This window comes from Haladaptatus sp. HS23, assembly GCF_056892285.1.
Map to the genome: position 1 here is coordinate 43,054 of NZ_JBXGLH010000015.1, position 17,673 is coordinate 60,726.

Genomic DNA, 17,673 nt, shown 5'->3' on the forward strand with positions numbered 1-17,673 from the left:
GGCACAAGTCCAGGACAGTAGGTGCCACCAGTAAACTGGCACCTGTGGTGCGAGCGTATCGCATCCTACACTCGGGAACGACGACCGCGAACGGGTTCAATTCCCTACCCAATTGGGTTTGAGCGTGAGAACACCGGGAATTAAATCGGCGGGACAATCCCGGCCTTCGGTCGGAGTGAAAAGCATCAAACAATGCACCCACGCCGAAGGCAAGGACGGTAAGAGGAAGCCGGGCCGCGTCCATGCATGAGGTCGCGGGGCACAATGTCGTTGCGGTAAAGCCCCGTCCTCAAGGAGTGACCGACCGCCGCAAGACGGAAGGGAGCGAGTAGAGCGGGGTAGTTTACTAGCTTGACGGTGCCAACGCTTCGATTGTTCGCTCAGTCATTTCCTCGTCGGCGTTGCTCGGGATTGTCACCATCGGCCGAGTGATGCAGTCAATATCGGTGATTGTCCGAAACTGCTCACGGGCCTGTTCCGGCGTCCCCGCGACACCAAGCGCCTTGACCATATCGTTAGTGACGTTCCCTACGGCCGTTTCACGGTCGCCCTCACGCCACGCCTCGGCGACGGCGGCCGCGTCGTCCGGAAATCGCTGTGCAACCGATTGCTCGTAACCCCGACCGTTACCGACGTAGTAGGCGACATGGCCGCGGATGGCATCCTTGGCCGCCTCGATATCGTCGCTGACGGCGGCAGGGATGTACGGTGCGACGTCAATGGCATCATCGCGTCCAACCGCCGCCGCGTGGTCAGCGATGTACGCGAAGGCATCCTCGAGGTCTGGAAATGGCACGTTGTGAGGAATCCAGCCATCACAAAGCCGTGCGACAACGCGCCGATTTGCCTGTCCGAGCGCGGCGTGGTAGATGGGCACGTCGGCGTCCAGTGATGGAAAGTCCTGCACCGAAAAGACGTCGCCCTCATAATCCACGCGGCCGTCGTCACTGAGAAATTCCTTAGTCAGTTCAATAGTCTCGTGCGCCCGTCGAACCGGGTTAGGGTCATCCCAGTTCATGCCATGGAGGTCTTCGATGGCCTTCTTTGTGGACGTCCCGACGCCGAGCCGAAACCTGCCGTCGGAGACCCGATCAAGTGTGGCTGCCGTCATCGCCAAGACGGCGGGGGTTCGCGAGAAAACGTTGACGATTGCTGTCCCGAGATCAACCGTCTCAGTGTGAGCGGCGATGTCAGTGAGCTGGACGACCGAGCTCGTCCCCCAGAGTTCGCCGAGCCAGAGTCCATCGTAACCGAGTGCTTCGGCGCGGACGCTGAGTTCGGTCTGGTCGAGGGTCGTCACCTGTGGCAACAGTAGATCGGTTGGCATAGTTTTTCACATGTGCTGACGGGTAAAAACTGGGCTGGGTAGTTGGAATCATCTCGTCCCAGTTCGATCCGTGATGGTATTACGTTACTCGGCCGTTGTCTGATTAGTAGTACTGAATAGTCAGATTCACCAGTAATACTGTTCGGGCAGTAACATTGTATCCGGAACAGTCTCCGAGGAGAGTTCGATGGACGTCAACTACCCTCCCTACTTGCTCGCTTACGCACACCCGTGAGGGGTGGGACTTCCCGAATGTTCCACTTGCTCAAGTCGACATCCGGGCGAGTCTGGTACTCACACAGGAAGAAGTCCGAGTGGTGTTCTTTGAGATTGCGACCTTTCGAGAGGTGAACGCGCTGACTGGATTGGGAATGAAGGTCCGTGTAGCGTTCGTGGCCTTTGAGTTCGGCTTTGAGCTCCCCGTCATCGGGAATCTCGCCCGTCGTGTCCCATCGTTCTTGGGCGTAGTAGCGACCGACGTTCCAGAGTTTGGAGGCGGCCCATCCGAAGTGGTCGAGGTCGTCACTCACCTGTTATTGGTTAGTGAGTGTGCCCTCAAATGTTCGGACGGTTCACATTGGATTTTGCCTTCATAACCAGTTATTAACCGTAAAAAGGGAATATTATTGATTCAGCGTGGAATATCCCGCCCGGCAATCGACCGTGGGTGTGTAAGCAAGCGTACGGCGCGTATCCACGGCCTAAAAACCGTGGTATTGCACCTGTTCACTCTATAACCACTCTTATCGTCATCACCGACTCATGTCTATTATTAGACGATCTTAGATCTCGACGCACAATCAATGTCGTCAATGAGTGTCCACATCACTACAATGGGAAGCAAGACAGTCCCCTGCCTCGCAACTACATGGTTGGTATGCAGGGGAACTGCTGTCGAAGGAAGCGGACATGTGGCCGCTCGATTCGACATGTTTCAATACTAGAAGGATATGTATAAAGGCACTGCTTGCAAAAACTTTGGAAAATGCAAGGCTAAAATCTCACCTTTTAGAGCAGGATACAGCCGACAATTCCTGCACCACCCACACTCGTAACTCTGACAGGAGTTGAACTTGTTCAAACTTCTTAGATATTCTGATATTATTGAATGTTACGATTAAAACCAGAAACGTTGCAGTCGATCTCCGATCACAACCACCACAGCCGAAGAGGTATATCGTACAGAGTCTCATCATTGGGCATGATGATCACCAATACGGAAATTCGGCTCTAATTAGTGCGAGATGGACCAATCAACTACCCTACCCTGCTCGCTCACGGGATACACCACTTTCCTTTAATCCAAAGGCTCTACCTCAGGTTATGCTGATACAAATTCACTCTTGTTCTTGAGGATATGATTGGATTTTCGTCAATTTGATCTGAACCCCACTAAAATTGACGAGAATACCGATAGGTTTACGATCAATGAATTTATATAGTTAATCGGACGGATGGAGACCGTCCGATGGATCAACGGCGATTCTATTTGGCAGGGGAAACCCTAATTCCCCTTTCGGTCCATAATCCGGAACAAGCGGGTTGTTGTCGTTATTCCGGTGAGGCAGTTTAAGCACGATACCAGCTGTTTGCACCGCTCGTCGGAATCGTTTGTACCGCTAGTTCGTCGAATGACCGATCGCATAAACAGAACGCCGATTTGCCCCAGGATATCGCAATCTGATGTTTAATCTCATCAAGGACGAACGTCAGGGCATCGCGATTGCTCAAGGCTTCTTCTGTGGACTGTAGATTTTATTCGCAATTTATATGATTGGTAATAATGTAAACTGATATAAGACACCGAGAAATAGAAAGCACATGAAACGTCGCTGGTTTCTGGTACTCGGAATCTTCCTCATCGTTGGTCAACTCACAATCCTTGCAGCATTCGGCATTCCGATATCTTCTAAATCCAGTGCGATAGTAACGTTCTTGATCACAGGCTGTGCAGGCGTTCTGTACGCAATCGGCGGTACCGGAAGACAATTCAGGCCCATCAGATGGAATCAATTCATCGGAGCAGCTGACTTCCTCCTCGGTCTAATATTTGTACTAGGGACCGTATTTCCGATCTGGAACAGCACGTTGCCGTACGAGAATAGCAATCAACTGCTTTTTGCTGTCGCGGCTATCGGCGGTGTAGCGTCACTTCTGTTTATCGGAGTCGACTGGGTTCGTGGCGATCAGTACTTTAACCTCATTGCATACGAGTCCGGACCGATTCTCTCGCGAAAATAGGCCAGGAACTACCCCGCCCTACGCGCTCCGTGCGTTGATGACGGGGCTTTACTGCAACGGACAGTGTGCCCCTCGACCCCATGCATGGACGTGGCCCGGCTTCCCCGTACCTTCCTGCCACCGGCATAGATGTGTTTTTGACACGTCTCACTCCGACCGGCGACGAGGGTTGTCCCGCCGATTTAATTCCCGGTATGGCCAGAAATCCGAGATTTTTGGCTGCTAACCAGAACACAAAGCGTTCTAGTGATGTTCTCACGCTCAAACCCAAGAGTAGGAGAGGCACATGGCGGCACTTCCCCGGCGTCGTTCCGAGTATAGGACACGATACTTTCTCGCCACAGGTGCCAGTTTACTGGTGGCACCTGCTGTCTTGGACTTATAATAAGAAAGTGGTAGATCATTATATAATTTCGACGGTGATAAGACTTCTCGAACGGGTTTTTTCCTCCTCTCTTCACTTCGTTCGTTGAGGAAGGACCCCATCCTACCGCACGCTGAACTCTTGAGAATACAATCATCAGACATTTTCAGAACAGTAATATAAAAATAGATACAAAGTCTCGTCCTTTGGAGTGGTGAGGATGTCAATCAGTGGGATCCACAATCGCCATCTCTTCAGGTAGTCCAGTCACTTTCACTGGATAGTTCCCCTCGTCTTCAAGACAGACGAGCGCGTGGCTATACCCTCGTTCGCGAGTTCCGGGTTTCGCCTGTCGGCAAAACTCGGCTTCACGTTCGTTCAGTCCCAGTCGCTTTCGGTTCGCATCGGAGAGGCCGGGCAACCGCTGGAGGAGTTTGATCGACGATTCCTTGGCGAGCACTTCAGCTTTTTCGTGGACGAAGAAATCGCTCAACTCCTGGGTGACAAGATGGATGCTCAAATCGTGATGGCGGGAGTGGCGATATGCGCGCTCCAACCAGTCGAGTGAGCCCGCATTTTGCATCAGATAGTGTGCTTCATCGATGACGAGAATGACGCGCTTTTCGGTCTGTTTCGTACGCTCGTAGACGGCGTCGAACAACAGTTGCATCATCAAAGCGATTTCTCGGTCTGCCTCGCTCTGCTGAAGGTCGAGGTATGTAACTTTGGCATCATGGAAGTCGATATCCGACCGACCGGCGAGGTTCTCATACTCACCGTCACCCATGAACGGCCGCATTCCGATGCGAAGATCAGCCGCTTTGTCTTCCCATTTCGCCACTTCAACAGTGGTCGGCGCAGTTTCTTCGTCTTCATGTTCGAGAAACGAGCTTGCGTCTTCGGCCATCTGCCCGAGAATGTGAAAGACGTCTTGGATGGTTGGACTCTTCTTGCCATGCGTAGACGGATCACGCGTGATACCGCGCCACTCATAGGCTTCCTGGACGGCATGGCTCAGGACAGCACGAGCATTCGTATCGAGTCCATCACCACTCGTATCGACGTGCGCAAAATATGTCTCGAAAAACCCCAATACGCTCGATAATCGTTGTGCGTATGGGTCGAGGTCATCCGTTGATTCCAAGATGTGGGCGGGCGTTTCTTTAATCTGCATCGGATTCAGCCGTCGCGTGCCATCGACCACGATTCGGTCAGCATCGAGGGCGTCTGCGAGTGAGCGAAACCCTTCAAGCGGGTCGATCATGATGAGGATGGTGTCCGGATCGTTTGCGATTTCACGAAGGCTCAGGAGTTTGGCGGTCACGGATTTCCCAGAGCCTATTTTCGCGGCTGCAAGAACGTTGTACCCGTTTGGTCGTTTCCACCGATCGACGACAACCGGTGCGCTCGTCGTCGCATGGTAGCCATAGCGAATGCCAGTTGGTTCGAGCACAGTTGTCGTTGAAAAGGGAAATGCAGCACCCAATGCACCACCGAGCATCGGCGTTCGTGCGCTTGGAAGGGCATAACTGACGGCGTCTTCAGCGATCGGACTGCCACTGATGAGTCCATCTGTTTGAATGTAATCGATGGATTTCACCGTCAGTTGGCGTTTTGCGAGGTCAGTGGCGATACGCTGGCACGTTCGCTCGACTGCTTGATTTGTCTCACCACGCACCGTGATGTAAGTCGCAACATCGAACACTGACTGTGAGCCATCGGTCAGTTGGAAGAGAACGTCCTCGTGATCACGGATTCGGCGGTCAGTGATACCAATTGAGGGGTCGCCGTTTTTCTCCTTCCCGAGACGAACCGTCTGGAGATCGCGAATCGCGTCTTCAAACTCCTTGATGCCGCGTTCAGTCGGGCGAGGACTTGCATGAATCGAGAGATCTACATCCGCACTCGGGTGGGTCGTTATCGTCTCTAATAGTCCTGGATCGGCTGTATCCGGCCAGTCGATGACGACAAGGGTTTTCAACCACCGATCGCCCGTTTGTGTCGCTTTGGCGGTGAGTCGCGCACTCGACGGGGCGACAAGACGAGCATGGTGTTCGCTACCGTTGCCAAGCGGATACGTCGTTTCTAGTTCGTCGGATTTCCCTGTGAACGTCTCTTTCAGGGTGGTAAACAAGGACATGAATTAGTACTGTGTGGGGTTCGGCGTTTCTCGAGTCGATTCGTCCGACTCGGTGTCTTGCTTAGTGAAAGTATCCGCATTTAGTGTTGTTTGAACCGTTACGAGTGGCATTGTACGGACACGGCTTTCTGCGGTTCCGTACTCTGTGTGAGTGCCAGTCCAGAATGCTTCGATCCACTCCGCAAGTGTATCAGTCGAAACCGATTCTGCTTGGCACGTTTCAATTCCACGAATAGTATCTTGAACGGCGTGCACTCGTCCGGCGAGGACTATCCGTTGAGCCGTTCTGATTTCAGCGGGAGTCAGTCGCGTGCTTCCTGCACCGACCATGGCGAACAGACCGCCGAAGTACGGAAGATCGACAAGTTTACTGAATACGCCGTGTTCTGCGAGTTGAACTTCTTGAATGGTCACTGGAATGAGAATCTGATATTCACGGATGCTCGTCCCGCGCGCTTGAAACTCATGTGGAAGCCGTAATCGGTAGCTCTCGATGAGATTCCGCAGGGTTGCGTTTGAACGGACATCGGGGTCATCGATACGGTCTGTGTAGCCAGCGACGAGCTGGTCGGGATCAACGCGACGGGCAGAGGATCGGATTTGGAGATCAAAATCCAACGTGTTTAGCGCATTACCGAGCGTGTCGGCTGCGGCGTTCCATTCTGCCTCCGTCGCCAATGTCAAATTCGCTGGATCGATTCGGATGCCTGTAACGAGGGCACCATCGAGGCGTTCGAGAGTTTCCGTCTCAGGATGGAACCGCTTGATGTGCGTGAGTGGCTCGGTTCGCTCTGTCGGCCGTGTACTGAACAGGGTCAGGAGTTTCGGATGACGGACGAAGGAAACAATCAGTGAGAGCCATGTTTGTGGGGTCATGTGTGATGGTGAGATAAACACGATGAGTGCAGTTCCACCGAGGATGGCGAGACCGCCCGTAAGTCCAACGACGGTTGTGAGAAGCCCGTCTTGGAGAGCGAAGAGGAGAAACCAGCAGAGTGCAACGGCAGTTGATGGCAAGAATAGTTTCAAATCTGCCAGACTGTAATCGATGTCGATACCTGTGATTTCGTCGTTTGCACCGAACGTGTCAAGGATTTTTCGTCGTGGTGTGTTTCGAGTCATGGATGTTTTTTGTCGTAATCGGGGTCTGGTTCTGAGTCGATTCTATTTTGCGTAAAGCGAGTACTGACAGTCGTTCGAAGCCACATCGTTGCTGTACGTGGTTCCCACCCCGTTCGGCGTTCGACGATGCGTCGGAGCACGTAAATTCCACCTATCGTTGGCGGAATCCACAGGAGCATTGAGAGATCCGCTCCGAAATCGAAGAGCGTCAGAAGGGCATCGATGAACCCCAAACAGAACGAATATCGGCTGGTGAATACCCATCCTGTTGCCCAAACAGCAAAGCCAGCAATGTCACGGTCTTCTCGAAGCGCACTTCGGAGGAAAATCGCGGTGCCGAGAGCGCCGACACTCCAGAGAACGAACGCACCGACTAGCGACCCAGCGGGAAATCGACCGGTCTGAATCAGCGTCCAGTCAAGTGCACCAACCCATCCGAGCAGAGAAAACCCGGCGACGAACTGCCAGCGAGGTCGCTCATGAGTAACGGATTCCATTGTCGTTCCTCGTCGGTGACGGCGTTTTATGTGGCGTTTGTGTGCTTGTTCGCGTTCCCGAATGTGAGCGAAGTAGCCCACGCCACCGAGTACAGCGAGCGCCACCGAGTTCCTGCTAAGGATGCGAAGTAGTCCATCTGTTCTCCGCAGTACCATCAGTACCCAGTGTTGCCCGGAATCCAGTCCGAGGAAGAGTGTACCGACAATTGCGATGAGAGTTATCGCGATTCCGAAGAAGACAACGAATCCAACAACCACCGCGAGCATTCGCCGGATGAACAGAAATCGACCGGTATGGACGAATAGACGATTTTTCTCGATACACTCTCTAAGCAAGCGGTGAGCGTAGAGAAGCGTGAATCCTGGTTTGGCGTTCTTCAGTCGATTTGCCTTTCGAACCTTACTCTTTATAAAGTGGTCATCTTTCCATTCTATACAATCCCAGCAGACTACGAAGTTGTTAGAAATTGTATTTTTACATTTATCATCTGGCTTGTCCGAGTATAGGATGTATCCAACTTGTCCTTTAGGAGTCAGAGTTAGTCCACAGACTTGGCAATTGTGATTGTCCCGATGAGCGACTTGTAGAATCAGCTGCTCATGCTGGTCTGAATTGCTTAATTGGGCATCGACACTGTCACTCTTCGGGCTCATTTAGCCCACGTTCCTTGGACCGTGTCGATGCTGTTGCTGTGCTCTTGACTGTAACGTGCCTCTCGATATTTCCCATCAGTGGCAACATTACGTGCGTCATATGCTACCGAGTTCTCTTTATCGTATAGAACAACATCTGCGTCTGACCGGGCACTAGCTAACCAGTCGAAGCCACCTTCATCGATAAGCCACCCAGTGTTCGATGGACCTTGACTAAGTGACTGATATTTTCCACGGCTATCGAAATAGCCAGCATCGTACCGCTCCTTCGATAGCGCAGACCGATCCGATACCTGTGTGACGGTTATATCTGAAGGGACAGTATCGTATGTAGTTGGATTGGTTCTCTGTGCACTACTGTCTCCGCTGTGTGTTGAACCCGTACTTTGTTGGCTGTGACCAGCATCAGTTGCCCATCCCGACTCAGTTGTAGAAAGTGATCCAGACGTCGAACTTGTCGCTGCTTCAAGTTCACCCGCGATGGGTGTTCCGCCGAACCCACCGTCACCGCTGCTCGGTTTGAACGGAGAGCCAGCGATCGGATCGACACGACTGGCACCGGCATTCGGACTCGAAGTCGTCCGACTTGTGCGCGAGCGGCGGAGCCGATCCGTGAACGCGCCTGAGCGGGAGGCAACAGCCATGCCAGAGGCTGCACCGAGTGCGCCTGCTGTGAGGGCTGAAAGCGATCGCATTCGTCGATTACCGACGAACAAGAAGAGCGGCGACAATGCCGCACAGAACCACAACAGAAACACGAGGATGATGTACGTGAACGAATCGACGCCTGCAAAGCTCGACAGCCCACCGTCAAGCGAACTGGCGATGGCGTTGACGACGGGATAGCCTACACCAAGGATAACCGCCGCTGGAAACGGGATGAACGCACAAGGAACGAACAGCCCTTGTAGGCGTTCACCGACCGATGCAAGGGGGCGGAAAACCCACATCGCGGGGAGTGACAACGCGATGAATACCGGCATCGCCGGAATCAGCACGTACACTGCAAGCCACGAGAGGCCAAACACACAAGCGACGAAGAGGAATAAGACACCCGAAGAGATCCATAGCAGGAGGCCAGCAAGGCCTGCTGCAGTTGCACTATCGACGATACGGTCGAAGCTGGCGAAGATTTGCTCTCCAGACGGCGCGAACATGAGGGTGAGCCCAGTTGCCAAGTGGAGAACAAACGCACACCAAATCCATGATCCAAGAATGAAAAAGAGCAGGAACCAGCCCTTTAACGCGAGACTCCGCGCCCGCTGTGCGGAGACCGTTCCAGAAGGGAGAAAGACACTCGCACGCAAGAGCAATATTATCAATGCCCATACCGCAATTCCTGCTGGCAACCCGAGTGAAAACCAGAGGTCGTAGACGGTGTCCATCGGTGCGTTCGTCGGTCGGTCGATGAGTTCCATCTCCCCATGACGGGTTGGAACGGGGCGACTGACGAGAACGCTGATCGCCCACTCTGCGGCTCCGCGTGCGAAATCGAGGAACTGTTTTGCGACTTCCTTGATTGCACCGAGAATGCCATTACACATTCGACCGCTGATGACACCTAGTCCAGTACATGTTCCATCGAACGCGGCGGTCGAGTTCGAGAGAGGTTCGGAACCAGTGGGCCATGCTCCAGATGTTGTTCTCGTTGAATTCTCCGGTGTGGTCGTCGAATTCGTCACTGTCGTGGTCGTTGAAGAGCCATTTGGCGGAACTTGGGCTTGGCTCGGAAAACTCGAGGTGATGACTAAAAGGACGATGAGTACAGCCACCGTGACTGACCGAATGAAATTTGCCACCATTCGTCGTCAGAAGAATGGGACGATGTCCACACACCCAGCGAGGCCAACACCCGTCGATCGAATGAGCAGATCAAGAACGAAGGCAAAGAGGGGAGTCGTAACAGCCGCATACATCGCGCGATTACGCCAGGCCTTGATAGATTGGACCGATTGTGGATCTTTTGGGAAGGCAGCGGCGTTATGAAGTACGTATGCGAGAATCGACGACGCGATCATCGTAATACCGACAGCGAGGGGTGCGGCGAAGTTGATCGTCCTTGCAAGCGGCGTGCCACAGAGACCGGAACCGATGGTCTGTTGGGCTGAAACGGGATTGGTGAAGACGAACAGGACGACCGTACCTATAAGGAGACGACCAAGTGTTCGTATTCCCTTATGCCGCGATTTTGGAATCTGGTGTGATGATTTAAGGTAGTTTGTTTCAGTTTCGATTGAAGTCTTGTTTTGCATTTGTTCTCCACGCTAGTGGGGAGATCATGGCATTCGAGCGGTTGTTTTACCTCTGTACACCCATGCCATATGTTCCCACGATAGCGATACTACGAGCACCGAGCCAGAGTATTTATATCCATATTTAGGATCCACAATGATATTTAATAAGAAATTGAAAATTTGGAAAATCAGGAGTGAAGACAAAAATAATTAGGATAATTTGAAATTGATTTGGGATTCAAATATTCCGTCGTAGGAGAAATCACGCAAGTTGTGACACAATTGTACACCAATCATCGTGAGGTTGTGGCTGCCGACCGCAGAGCGGTCCGGGAGCGGTGGCTAGGGAGGAGAGAGGGTGATGGTGGTTCAAAGAGAATCCAGAAACCTGAAATCTACACTGACTACCCAAAGAGAGTAACGGGAATATCAGCGAACGACGGTACTGATTGATCGAGATAGCGAGAATCGTCCAGTAGCGGACGCTCGACAACCTCAGGCGTGTCGATCACTCGCGGTCAACACTCTATCGGCTGCAGCGAGCTGAACACTGGCTCGTCTCAAATCTCCACGAAACAGCTCTCTGACATCGGTTGGTATGATTAGTCGGGCAGGTCTTTGTAACCAGTCCGGACACAGTTCCAACATGGAAACCCGCCGAGTCCTTCGCATGAACACTTTCTATGGTTACCGTCACAGGTGCCCGCTGTCCGACTGTCCTGATCTGTTCTTACTTCTGGGCCACCATCAGCCGCGAGTTGTTGATCGACTGCCGCCTGCAGAACGGAGGTTCTGATAGCCACACCAATCCGGTGTTTGCACGCACCTTCGTAGTGTTCGTCCGCAGGACACTCACAGGTGATGGGAATGCCATCGCGGATAGTAACACGGTATTCGTGGTCTGCTGGGTTCGCGTGGCTCGCATTTCTAACGAGCACACCCTCCGGATCAAGAGTGAATTCGAAGGCTTCGTACTGGGCACGCTTTGCGATTCGCTTGCTATACGTCAAGTGCGAGAGAACGTGGTCGTGACTGGACATTCTATCTCCACGAGGCACTCGGGAGGTGCCCCGCACCCGTCAGGGGGCACAAAAAATCGGTGGTGCTGAAACACCGTATGGCATTTCACACGGCGGTTGCATCACGGAACTACAAGCGGCGGTGCGGTGAGAACATTATCCTTCTGTCGCTCACGTTGCAGTCGATGAGAAACGAATCTCCTTTCGGCACACCTCCGAACCAGTGCTCACAGTGGGTGTCGTCGATTTCGATGCTGTCTCCGATGTTTTTTGGATGATATGGAGATGGGGCATTCCGGTAAGTATCGCTGTTACGACGTTGATTTCTCACGTGAGTTTCGCGACTATCTCGATAACGAACGCTCTACACTTCCTGCCCGTGAGCGATCACCACAGTCGTGGTACCGTAGCTCTCCGAAATCGTTCGATGCCAACAGCTCGGAGAGATAGTTCCCATGCTCACAGGAAAAACGGAATCAGCTGTCAGTCGAACCGATAGATCGCAATCCCGTCGTGGCCACACTGAGGACACGCAGGTTCGTCGACCGCGACCTCCATACCACAGTGGCGACATTCGGCAATATACGTACTCCGAGTCCGTCCAAGAAGACGCTCAAACAGGGAGTTCATACGACCGTCTCCTTGTCGATCCCCTCTCGAATCGTGTCTCGCTGGACGCGTACTGTATAGGTGGAAACACCAGCGGTATCCGCGAGGTCAGTTTGCGTGATGGCGACATCGAACTCGTTCGCGGTGATGGCGAGACACCCAGCTGCCACACCCGCGGGATTACAACCGACGACGAGATTTGCATCAACTGCCTGGTTTGCGAGTTGTGTGGCACGATACGTAACGGCATGTGGAATATCGAGCTTCGATGCAAACTGGGAGATGAACGCTCCAGGTTGTGGTGGGTGTGCAGGGAGTTCGAGTTCAGCGTTCAGAACACGATAGGCTCGCCGTATCGTCTGTTCGTCGTGAATCGAATACTCGACGATCTCTGTAAGAGTGCGTGGCTGTCCGAGACAGCGAAGTGTAGCATAGACACACGCCGTTGCAACTGATTCGATCGATCTCCCACGCAGGAGGTCGTTGGTCTGCGCCGTTGTAAACTACCCCACCCTACTCCCTCGGCGCATACGCGCCTTGGTCCTTGAGGGTGGGGCTTTGATGTGGACTCCCAGCAATCAATCACCAGCAATTGGCCGGTGACTCTTGCCGTTCACCATCCCACCATTCACATGCACGTCTACTGGTGCGTCTACGCTCCCCGACGTGGGCGAGGACCGCAGTCTATGCTGTCGCTTTCGAGCATACCGTAACCCGATGTTTTTCGCCGCGTTATAGTCCGCGTTCACTTCGTAGCCGCACTTCTGGCAGTGGAAATGTTCGCCGTCGCGGTTGTCGCGGTGTGTGAACCCGCAGTCCGTCCGAGAACAGCGTTGGGACGTATGATTCGGTGCGACCTGTTTCGCCGTGACGCCGCGTTCCGGAGCCTTGTACTCGACGTACTCGAATAGACGCCGAAACGCCCAGATGTGGTGCCACTTCGCGTATGGAAGCCGCTCTCGAATATCGGTCAACTTTTCAAACACGATCACGTCACAGTCGTGTTCGACGGCTTCCGTGACGATTTTGCTGGCGACAGTGTGGATGTACTGCTTTCGCCACGCCTCTTCGCGCTTGCCGAGGCGAAGGAGCGCGTTGTGCGCGGCTTGGGTGCCGCGCTGTTGCATTTCACCACGCCGTTTTTCGAACTCATGGCACCAGTGGTCATACTCATCGCCCTGCCAGAACGTGCCGGTCGAAGCGACCGCAAGGCTGTTGACGCCAAGGTCGATACCGAGGACTGTTTGGTGCTCGGTATCTGCCGAAACCTCGGACTCCTCATCGGAGTCGTATTTCCGCGTCGTGATGTGGAAGTAGAACTCGTCGGTCGCCTTGTCGTATTGAAGTGTGCTCGCTCGGAACTCGTAGTCTTCCGAGAGAACGTATCGTTCGTAGGGCGTCGGACTGTCCGCCGGAAGTTCAAAGTCGCACTCGACGCGTCCGTTGACGGTTGAGAGGGAAACACGGTCGCGGTAGAACGTCGCGCTCCGCTTGTCGTAGACCATGCTCCATGACCTGAACTCCGGTCGACTCACTCGTTTGCCTTGTTTCCATCGTTTGACGACGCCTTTTGTTGCTTGCACGGCGCGTCGAATAGCTTCTTGAACAAGATTCGCGGTCAGGTCTGTTTCTGCCCGTAGTTTCTTGTAAAGTGCGTTTCGTGCTGTGTTGTTGGCAGTGATGCAGTTTTTGTAGCTGGTATCGTCCCAGCAAAACTCGCTCGCACGGTTTGCGCAATGAAGGAACTGGCGGGCGGATTCGTGGAGGTCGTCGCGCCGCTCGTCAGGAATGGTGAGTTTAACCGCTGCAGTTCGACGCACCCCCATATTTCAGATTGCAACCTATCGGTACTTAAGAATTCGGGAGTCGGGTAGCCACCGTGCTGCAGTTGTGTAATCCTGTGACGGTTTCCTCTCCGGCCTACTCGCTCACTTCGTTCGCTCCTTGAGGCCGGAGGCTCCACCTCGAATCATGCTGAAAAGAGTGCAGGCGTGGTCACGAACGGTTGGTGAGAGCGCGAGTGCACTCACGAGCCGTCGAATCTCAGAGAAGCCGTGGCCGAGGTTTCGATTTGCTTTCGATTCCCAACTCGCACGCCAGTGCTGGGTTCGAAGCCTGCGAATCTGCCGTCGTTTCGACGCCGAGATAACGTTTCCCTTGCTATCTGTACTGCCATAAATCGCGGTCGTCAGACCGTAGTCGTGAAGCGTCGGTGTTCGTGGACTTCCCGTTCTGACGCGTCGATCCTCATCGTCGTACCACTCCGCCCCATAATCGATACGATGTTCATCGAGGACCAAGCCACAGTCATCACAGATCGTTTCGTTGGAGTTTGTTCTGACGTCGCCATCACATTCGGGGCACAAGGAAGTTGTATCGTTCGGTACATCTTCGTCGAAGTCGTGTTCGTAGATGTCTCTAATCGCCATTGAAATCACTCGTTGCCGAGACGTTCACTCTGGAACGCTCCGCACCTCTCGGGGGCAAAAAAAATTCCCGGCGGTGGGATCACACCAATCGTCAGATAGGTTCTTGTACGGAAGGGGATGCTCTCAAAGTGAGCAATCAGAGTTCACGCATTTTATGAGTTTGAGTCGACCTCGGCTAAGGAGTATTATGTGACTTCGTATCACAGTAATAATAATGACGTCGCTTTCTCGGGAACCGACGTGGAGGACAGACTCGTGAACACGGAATTGGATCTACTGGTGCGACTTGGTGATTATAAGCGACCACAAGAGATCGCGTCCCGCGCTGTTCACGCAGAAGAATTGGGCTTCGATCGTCTCTCAATGGGTGAGACGACAGGATGGAATATCGTGCCGGCGCTCACGCTCATCGCTGATCGAACGGACACCCTTGGGATTTCAAACGATGTTATTTCGCCATACGGTCGGTCGCCTGCACTCATTGCCCAGACGGCACTGACACTTCACGATGTCTCGGATGGCCGATTTCGACTCGGTCTTGGGCCGAGTTCGCCCGCGCTAACCGAACGATGGCATGGCAAATCGTTTGATCGGCCACTGCGGCGGACACGAGAGGTAATCGAGGTCATCAGGGCGGTCTACGAAAATGGAAGCCCTGCATACGAGGGTGAGATTTTCGAGATCGCAGGCCTCGGATACGAGCGTGACATACCCGAGAACCCGCCGCCGATCGACCTGGCAACGCTCGGTCCGAAGGCGACCGAGATGGCTGGCCGATTCGGCGACGGGTGGGCACCGCAGCTGTTCACCAAAGATGGGCTAATAGAGCGGTGTGAAGATCTCAAGCGGGGTGCCGAGCTTGGTGGGAGAAGTCTATCAGAGGTGCGTGTGAGTCCGATCGTTCGTGGGATTGCATCGGAAGATCGCGAACACGCTCGAGACCTCGCACGGCGATCGATCGCATTTCTGCTCGGCGCGTACGGACCCTATTATGGGAATTCTGTCGCCGAGCAAGGTTATCCCAATGTCGTTGCCGATATTCGGGCTGCATGGGAAGACAGGGATACCGATGCAATGAGCTCACGTCTCCCTGATGAACTACTCGATGAATTGGCGCCTGCGGGAACCCCCGAAGAAGTTCGTACCTGGGTTGACGACTATGCAGCGCTCGAAGGCGTCGATTCAGTCCGTATTGGGTTTGTCGACGGCATGACTGATAAAGATAAAAAGACGACAATGGAGGCTGTTGCCGAGTTGGTGTAGGAACGACCAACGCTGTATTTGACCACCTCAACTGTGCAGGGCTAATAGTAGACAATCGAAGACGAAGCGGACACCTCACAGCAGATCAGTCGCTTTGATTGAGCGGTCCAACAGAAATCACTCTTGAGTGATGCTACGACGAGACGAATCGAACACAGCTGTTATGTCTACGTGAACAACAACCGGCGGTCGGCGTGACGTGACCGATTTGAGCGAAGAACAGTTTCTCCGAGTGAGATGGAGATCACGAAGTCTGTCTCTGAGGGGCACGTGAGAACACAGAGCAGGACGTGAGAAATGGAATGTGTAGAGGAGAGACGAACGGGGGTGGAATCGAACCACCGGGGCCACGAAGGGGCCGCCATCGACGTAGTGTCGATGGTGCTTCTACCAACAAGCAACCCGTTCTCATCTGGAGCTTGCTCGGGAGAGCATGGTCGTGCCTGAACTGTGGGCACGACCATGTGTGGCGTGTACGACGTGCGACACAGCGTTGGTTGATCGTGTTCGGGCGTCGAAGAGACATTATGGCTCATGAAGCGTTCTCCGACGCCCGCGATCTATCCAATGACCACATCCGGTATTGTTATGCAGTTCCTTCTGTTGAATTATCGATCATGAATACACTGAAACAGGTTCTGATGCACGCTACTCGGATGGGAGATTACAACGGCTCGGTCGAACACAAAAAAACGCCAGAGCGGCTACTGTTCCCACTGTCCACGCTCGGGGAAGAACACGGTACTCCACCCGGTTACGGCCACTGACACACGTCCCTCGTACCAGCTCCGTGCGACTGACCGCAACTCCACCGTCTCACCTTCCCGAACCATCGTTTTTCCGGACGCCCGCCAAATCGTAAACTTGACCGCCCCTGTTGCATCTTCGATGAGACCAACTTGCTGAATCTTCGGATGTAACGGTTTCCACAGCGTTTCGACACGCCCACGAATGCTCACCTCGTTCCGATTCACGTCTTGTACGTCTGCAATCGGAATCACCTGCCCCGGTGCCGTTCGCAGTTCTTCGTACACTCCAACGACTGCACTCATCAATCCAGCCCCGTCCACAACTCGTTCTGCCAACCGCCGACTGATCGCCGCCCGCGACCAGCCTTCCAATTTCGCCGCCATCCGCATCGATTGTGTGTTCACCGCCGCCAACTGCTCTTGGGTCAACTCCTCACGAGGATCTGTTCTATCCGGGTCACACCACGGGTTCACACTCGCCGCTCGCTTCAGGAATTCACGACGCCGCTCACCACTCCCCTGGGAAACTATCGCCCGATTTCCAGCCTCTCGACCGGACTTCCCGTCTCTGTCGTACCGCACTCGTGTCCGTTCGATTTCCCACTCACGGGCTTGCATTCGCTCATACGTTTCCAGAGTCTGACCGAACAACCGACCATTGTCAGTTGTCTGCTCGTTCGCATAATCTACCTTCCTCTGAATCTCCATCTCCACCGTTGGCCGCAACTCGGGTGTCTCCGTATCGACCCCGAATTCCTCGGTTACCTCTTCGATTGTCTGTTCTCCGACCGAAACTACTTCTCCGATTGTGCGCTTAGTACTCATTGGTAGTTCAACTCCAAAGGCGCGTCCACTACCGCGTCTTTTCCGACACTCGTCACTACACGAGTTCCATCTCTGTACCGACTGTCCATCTCCTACGCGCGCTCGCTTGCGCCTTCGTGAGCGCCCCTGGGCGCGAAGCGAGCGCACTATCGACAGGATAGAAACCAGCACGCGCGCCGTTCCGGGCGGGCCGAGTGGCC

Annotated in this window: 13 protein-coding genes and 2 pseudogenes; 2 read left to right on the forward strand and 13 right to left on the reverse strand. The window is 53.8% G+C overall.

Features of this window, described 5'->3' with window-relative positions; translation table 11 throughout:
• Window positions 1-346: 346 nt before the first annotated feature.
• Together AC1XDK_RS25975 and AC1XDK_RS25980 are read right to left on the reverse strand one after the other, a co-directional pair.
• On the reverse strand, window positions 347-1,327 hold the full coding sequence (locus tag AC1XDK_RS25975) for an LLM class flavin-dependent oxidoreductase (protein WP_483352922.1): 981 nt from the start codon (window positions 1,325-1,327) through the stop codon (window positions 347-349).
• A gap of 242 nt (window positions 1,328-1,569) precedes the next feature.
• Window positions 1,570-1,857: pseudogene (locus tag AC1XDK_RS25980) on the reverse strand (RNA-guided endonuclease InsQ/TnpB family protein); the annotation flags it as partial.
• Between the two features lie 1,291 nt (window positions 1,858-3,148).
• Between AC1XDK_RS25980 and AC1XDK_RS25985 the strand changes: the two are divergent.
• On the forward strand, window positions 3,149-3,568 hold the full coding sequence (locus AC1XDK_RS25985; RefSeq protein ID WP_483352923.1) for a DUF7994 family protein: 420 nt from the start codon (window positions 3,149-3,151) through the stop codon (window positions 3,566-3,568).
• A 587-nt stretch (window positions 3,569-4,155) separates the two neighbouring features.
• On the opposite strand, the gene AC1XDK_RS25990 is transcribed toward AC1XDK_RS25985, so the two are convergent.
• The 10 genes and pseudogenes from AC1XDK_RS25990 to AC1XDK_RS26035 form a co-directional block, all read right to left on the reverse strand.
• The gene (locus AC1XDK_RS25990; RefSeq protein ID WP_483352924.1) at window positions 4,156-6,072 is read right to left on the reverse strand and encodes a VirB4 family type IV secretion system protein; all 1,917 of its coding nucleotides are present in this window, start codon (window positions 6,070-6,072) and stop codon (window positions 4,156-4,158) included.
• A 3-nt stretch (window positions 6,073-6,075) separates the two neighbouring features.
• Window positions 6,076-7,194: a TraC-like domain-containing protein gene (locus AC1XDK_RS25995; protein ID WP_483352925.1), complete on the reverse strand. Its 1,119-nt coding sequence runs from the start codon at window positions 7,192-7,194 to the stop codon at window positions 6,076-6,078.
• Window positions 7,191-7,691: a hypothetical protein gene (locus tag AC1XDK_RS26000; protein ID WP_483352926.1), complete on the reverse strand. Its 501-nt coding sequence runs from the start codon at window positions 7,689-7,691 to the stop codon at window positions 7,191-7,193. Before AC1XDK_RS26000 ends, AC1XDK_RS25995 begins: the two co-directional genes overlap by 4 nt.
• Before the next feature lie 650 nt (window positions 7,692-8,341).
• Window positions 8,342-9,889 (reverse strand): TrbL/VirB6 family protein, encoded by a 1,548-nt coding sequence (locus AC1XDK_RS26005; protein WP_483352927.1) that lies wholly within the window; start codon window positions 9,887-9,889, stop codon window positions 8,342-8,344.
• A gap of 264 nt (window positions 9,890-10,153) precedes the next feature.
• Window positions 10,154-10,597 carry a hypothetical protein gene (locus AC1XDK_RS26010; RefSeq protein ID WP_483352928.1) on the reverse strand — a complete coding sequence of 148 codons (444 nt, stop codon included), beginning with the start codon at window positions 10,595-10,597 and terminating at the stop codon, window positions 10,154-10,156.
• A 584-nt stretch (window positions 10,598-11,181) separates the two neighbouring features.
• A complete protein-coding gene (locus tag AC1XDK_RS26015; protein ID WP_483352929.1) occupies window positions 11,182-11,619 on the reverse strand; it encodes an SWIM zinc finger family protein in 438 nt (145 codons plus the stop codon).
• Between the two features lie 605 nt (window positions 11,620-12,224).
• Window positions 12,225-12,563 carry a hypothetical protein gene (locus AC1XDK_RS26020; RefSeq protein ID WP_483352952.1) on the reverse strand — a complete coding sequence of 113 codons (339 nt, stop codon included), beginning with the start codon at window positions 12,561-12,563 and terminating at the stop codon, window positions 12,225-12,227.
• Window positions 12,552-12,695 (reverse strand): annotated as a pseudogene (locus AC1XDK_RS26025) (transcription initiation factor IIB); the annotation flags it as partial. The gene AC1XDK_RS26020 and the pseudogene AC1XDK_RS26025, both read right to left, overlap by 12 nt.
• 90 nt (window positions 12,696-12,785) lie before the next feature.
• Window positions 12,786-14,033 carry an RNA-guided endonuclease InsQ/TnpB family protein gene (locus tag AC1XDK_RS26030; protein ID WP_483352930.1) on the reverse strand — a complete coding sequence of 416 codons (1,248 nt, stop codon included), beginning with the start codon at window positions 14,031-14,033 and terminating at the stop codon, window positions 12,786-12,788.
• Window positions 14,034-14,135: 102 nt separating this feature from the next.
• A complete protein-coding gene (locus AC1XDK_RS26035) occupies window positions 14,136-14,636 on the reverse strand; it encodes a TFIIB-type zinc ribbon-containing protein (protein ID WP_483352931.1) in 501 nt (166 codons plus the stop codon).
• Between the two features lie 255 nt (window positions 14,637-14,891).
• On the opposite strand from AC1XDK_RS26035, the gene AC1XDK_RS26040 reads away from it, so the two are divergent.
• On the forward strand, window positions 14,892-15,899 hold the full coding sequence (locus AC1XDK_RS26040; protein WP_483352932.1) for a TIGR04024 family LLM class F420-dependent oxidoreductase: 1,008 nt from the start codon (window positions 14,892-14,894) through the stop codon (window positions 15,897-15,899).
• Between the two features lie 704 nt (window positions 15,900-16,603).
• Here AC1XDK_RS26040 and AC1XDK_RS26045 read toward each other — a convergent pair.
• Window positions 16,604-17,473 carry a DNA-binding protein gene (locus AC1XDK_RS26045; protein ID WP_483352933.1) on the reverse strand — a complete coding sequence of 290 codons (870 nt, stop codon included), beginning with the start codon at window positions 17,471-17,473 and terminating at the stop codon, window positions 16,604-16,606.
• Window positions 17,474-17,673 lie beyond the last annotated feature (200 nt).

Coding starts and splice junctions, on each gene's coding strand:
- AC1XDK_RS25985 (WP_483352923.1), top strand. CDS start 3,149: ATGAAACGTCGCTGGTTTCTGGTACTCGGAATCTTCCTCATCGTTGGT.
- AC1XDK_RS25975 (WP_483352922.1), bottom strand. CDS start 1,327: ATGCCAACCGATCTACTGTTGCCACAGGTGACGACCCTCGACCAGACC.
- AC1XDK_RS26030 (WP_483352930.1), bottom strand. CDS start 14,033: ATGGGGGTGCGTCGAACTGCAGCGGTTAAACTCACCATTCCTGACGAG.
- AC1XDK_RS25995 (WP_483352925.1), bottom strand. CDS start 7,194: ATGACTCGAAACACACCACGACGAAAAATCCTTGACACGTTCGGTGCA.
- AC1XDK_RS26005 (WP_483352927.1), bottom strand. CDS start 9,889: ATGTGTAATGGCATTCTCGGTGCAATCAAGGAAGTCGCAAAACAGTTC.
- AC1XDK_RS26045 (WP_483352933.1), bottom strand. CDS start 17,473: ATGAGTACTAAGCGCACAATCGGAGAAGTAGTTTCGGTCGGAGAACAG.
- AC1XDK_RS26010 (WP_483352928.1), bottom strand. CDS start 10,597: ATGCAAAACAAGACTTCAATCGAAACTGAAACAAACTACCTTAAATCA.
- AC1XDK_RS26015 (WP_483352929.1), bottom strand. CDS start 11,619: ATGTCCAGTCACGACCACGTTCTCTCGCACTTGACGTATAGCAAGCGA.
- AC1XDK_RS25990 (WP_483352924.1), bottom strand. CDS start 6,072: ATGTCCTTGTTTACCACCCTGAAAGAGACGTTCACAGGGAAATCCGAC.
- AC1XDK_RS26035 (WP_483352931.1), bottom strand. CDS start 14,636: ATGGCGATTAGAGACATCTACGAACACGACTTCGACGAAGATGTACCG.
- AC1XDK_RS26000 (WP_483352926.1), bottom strand. CDS start 7,691: ATGGAATCCGTTACTCATGAGCGACCTCGCTGGCAGTTCGTCGCCGGG.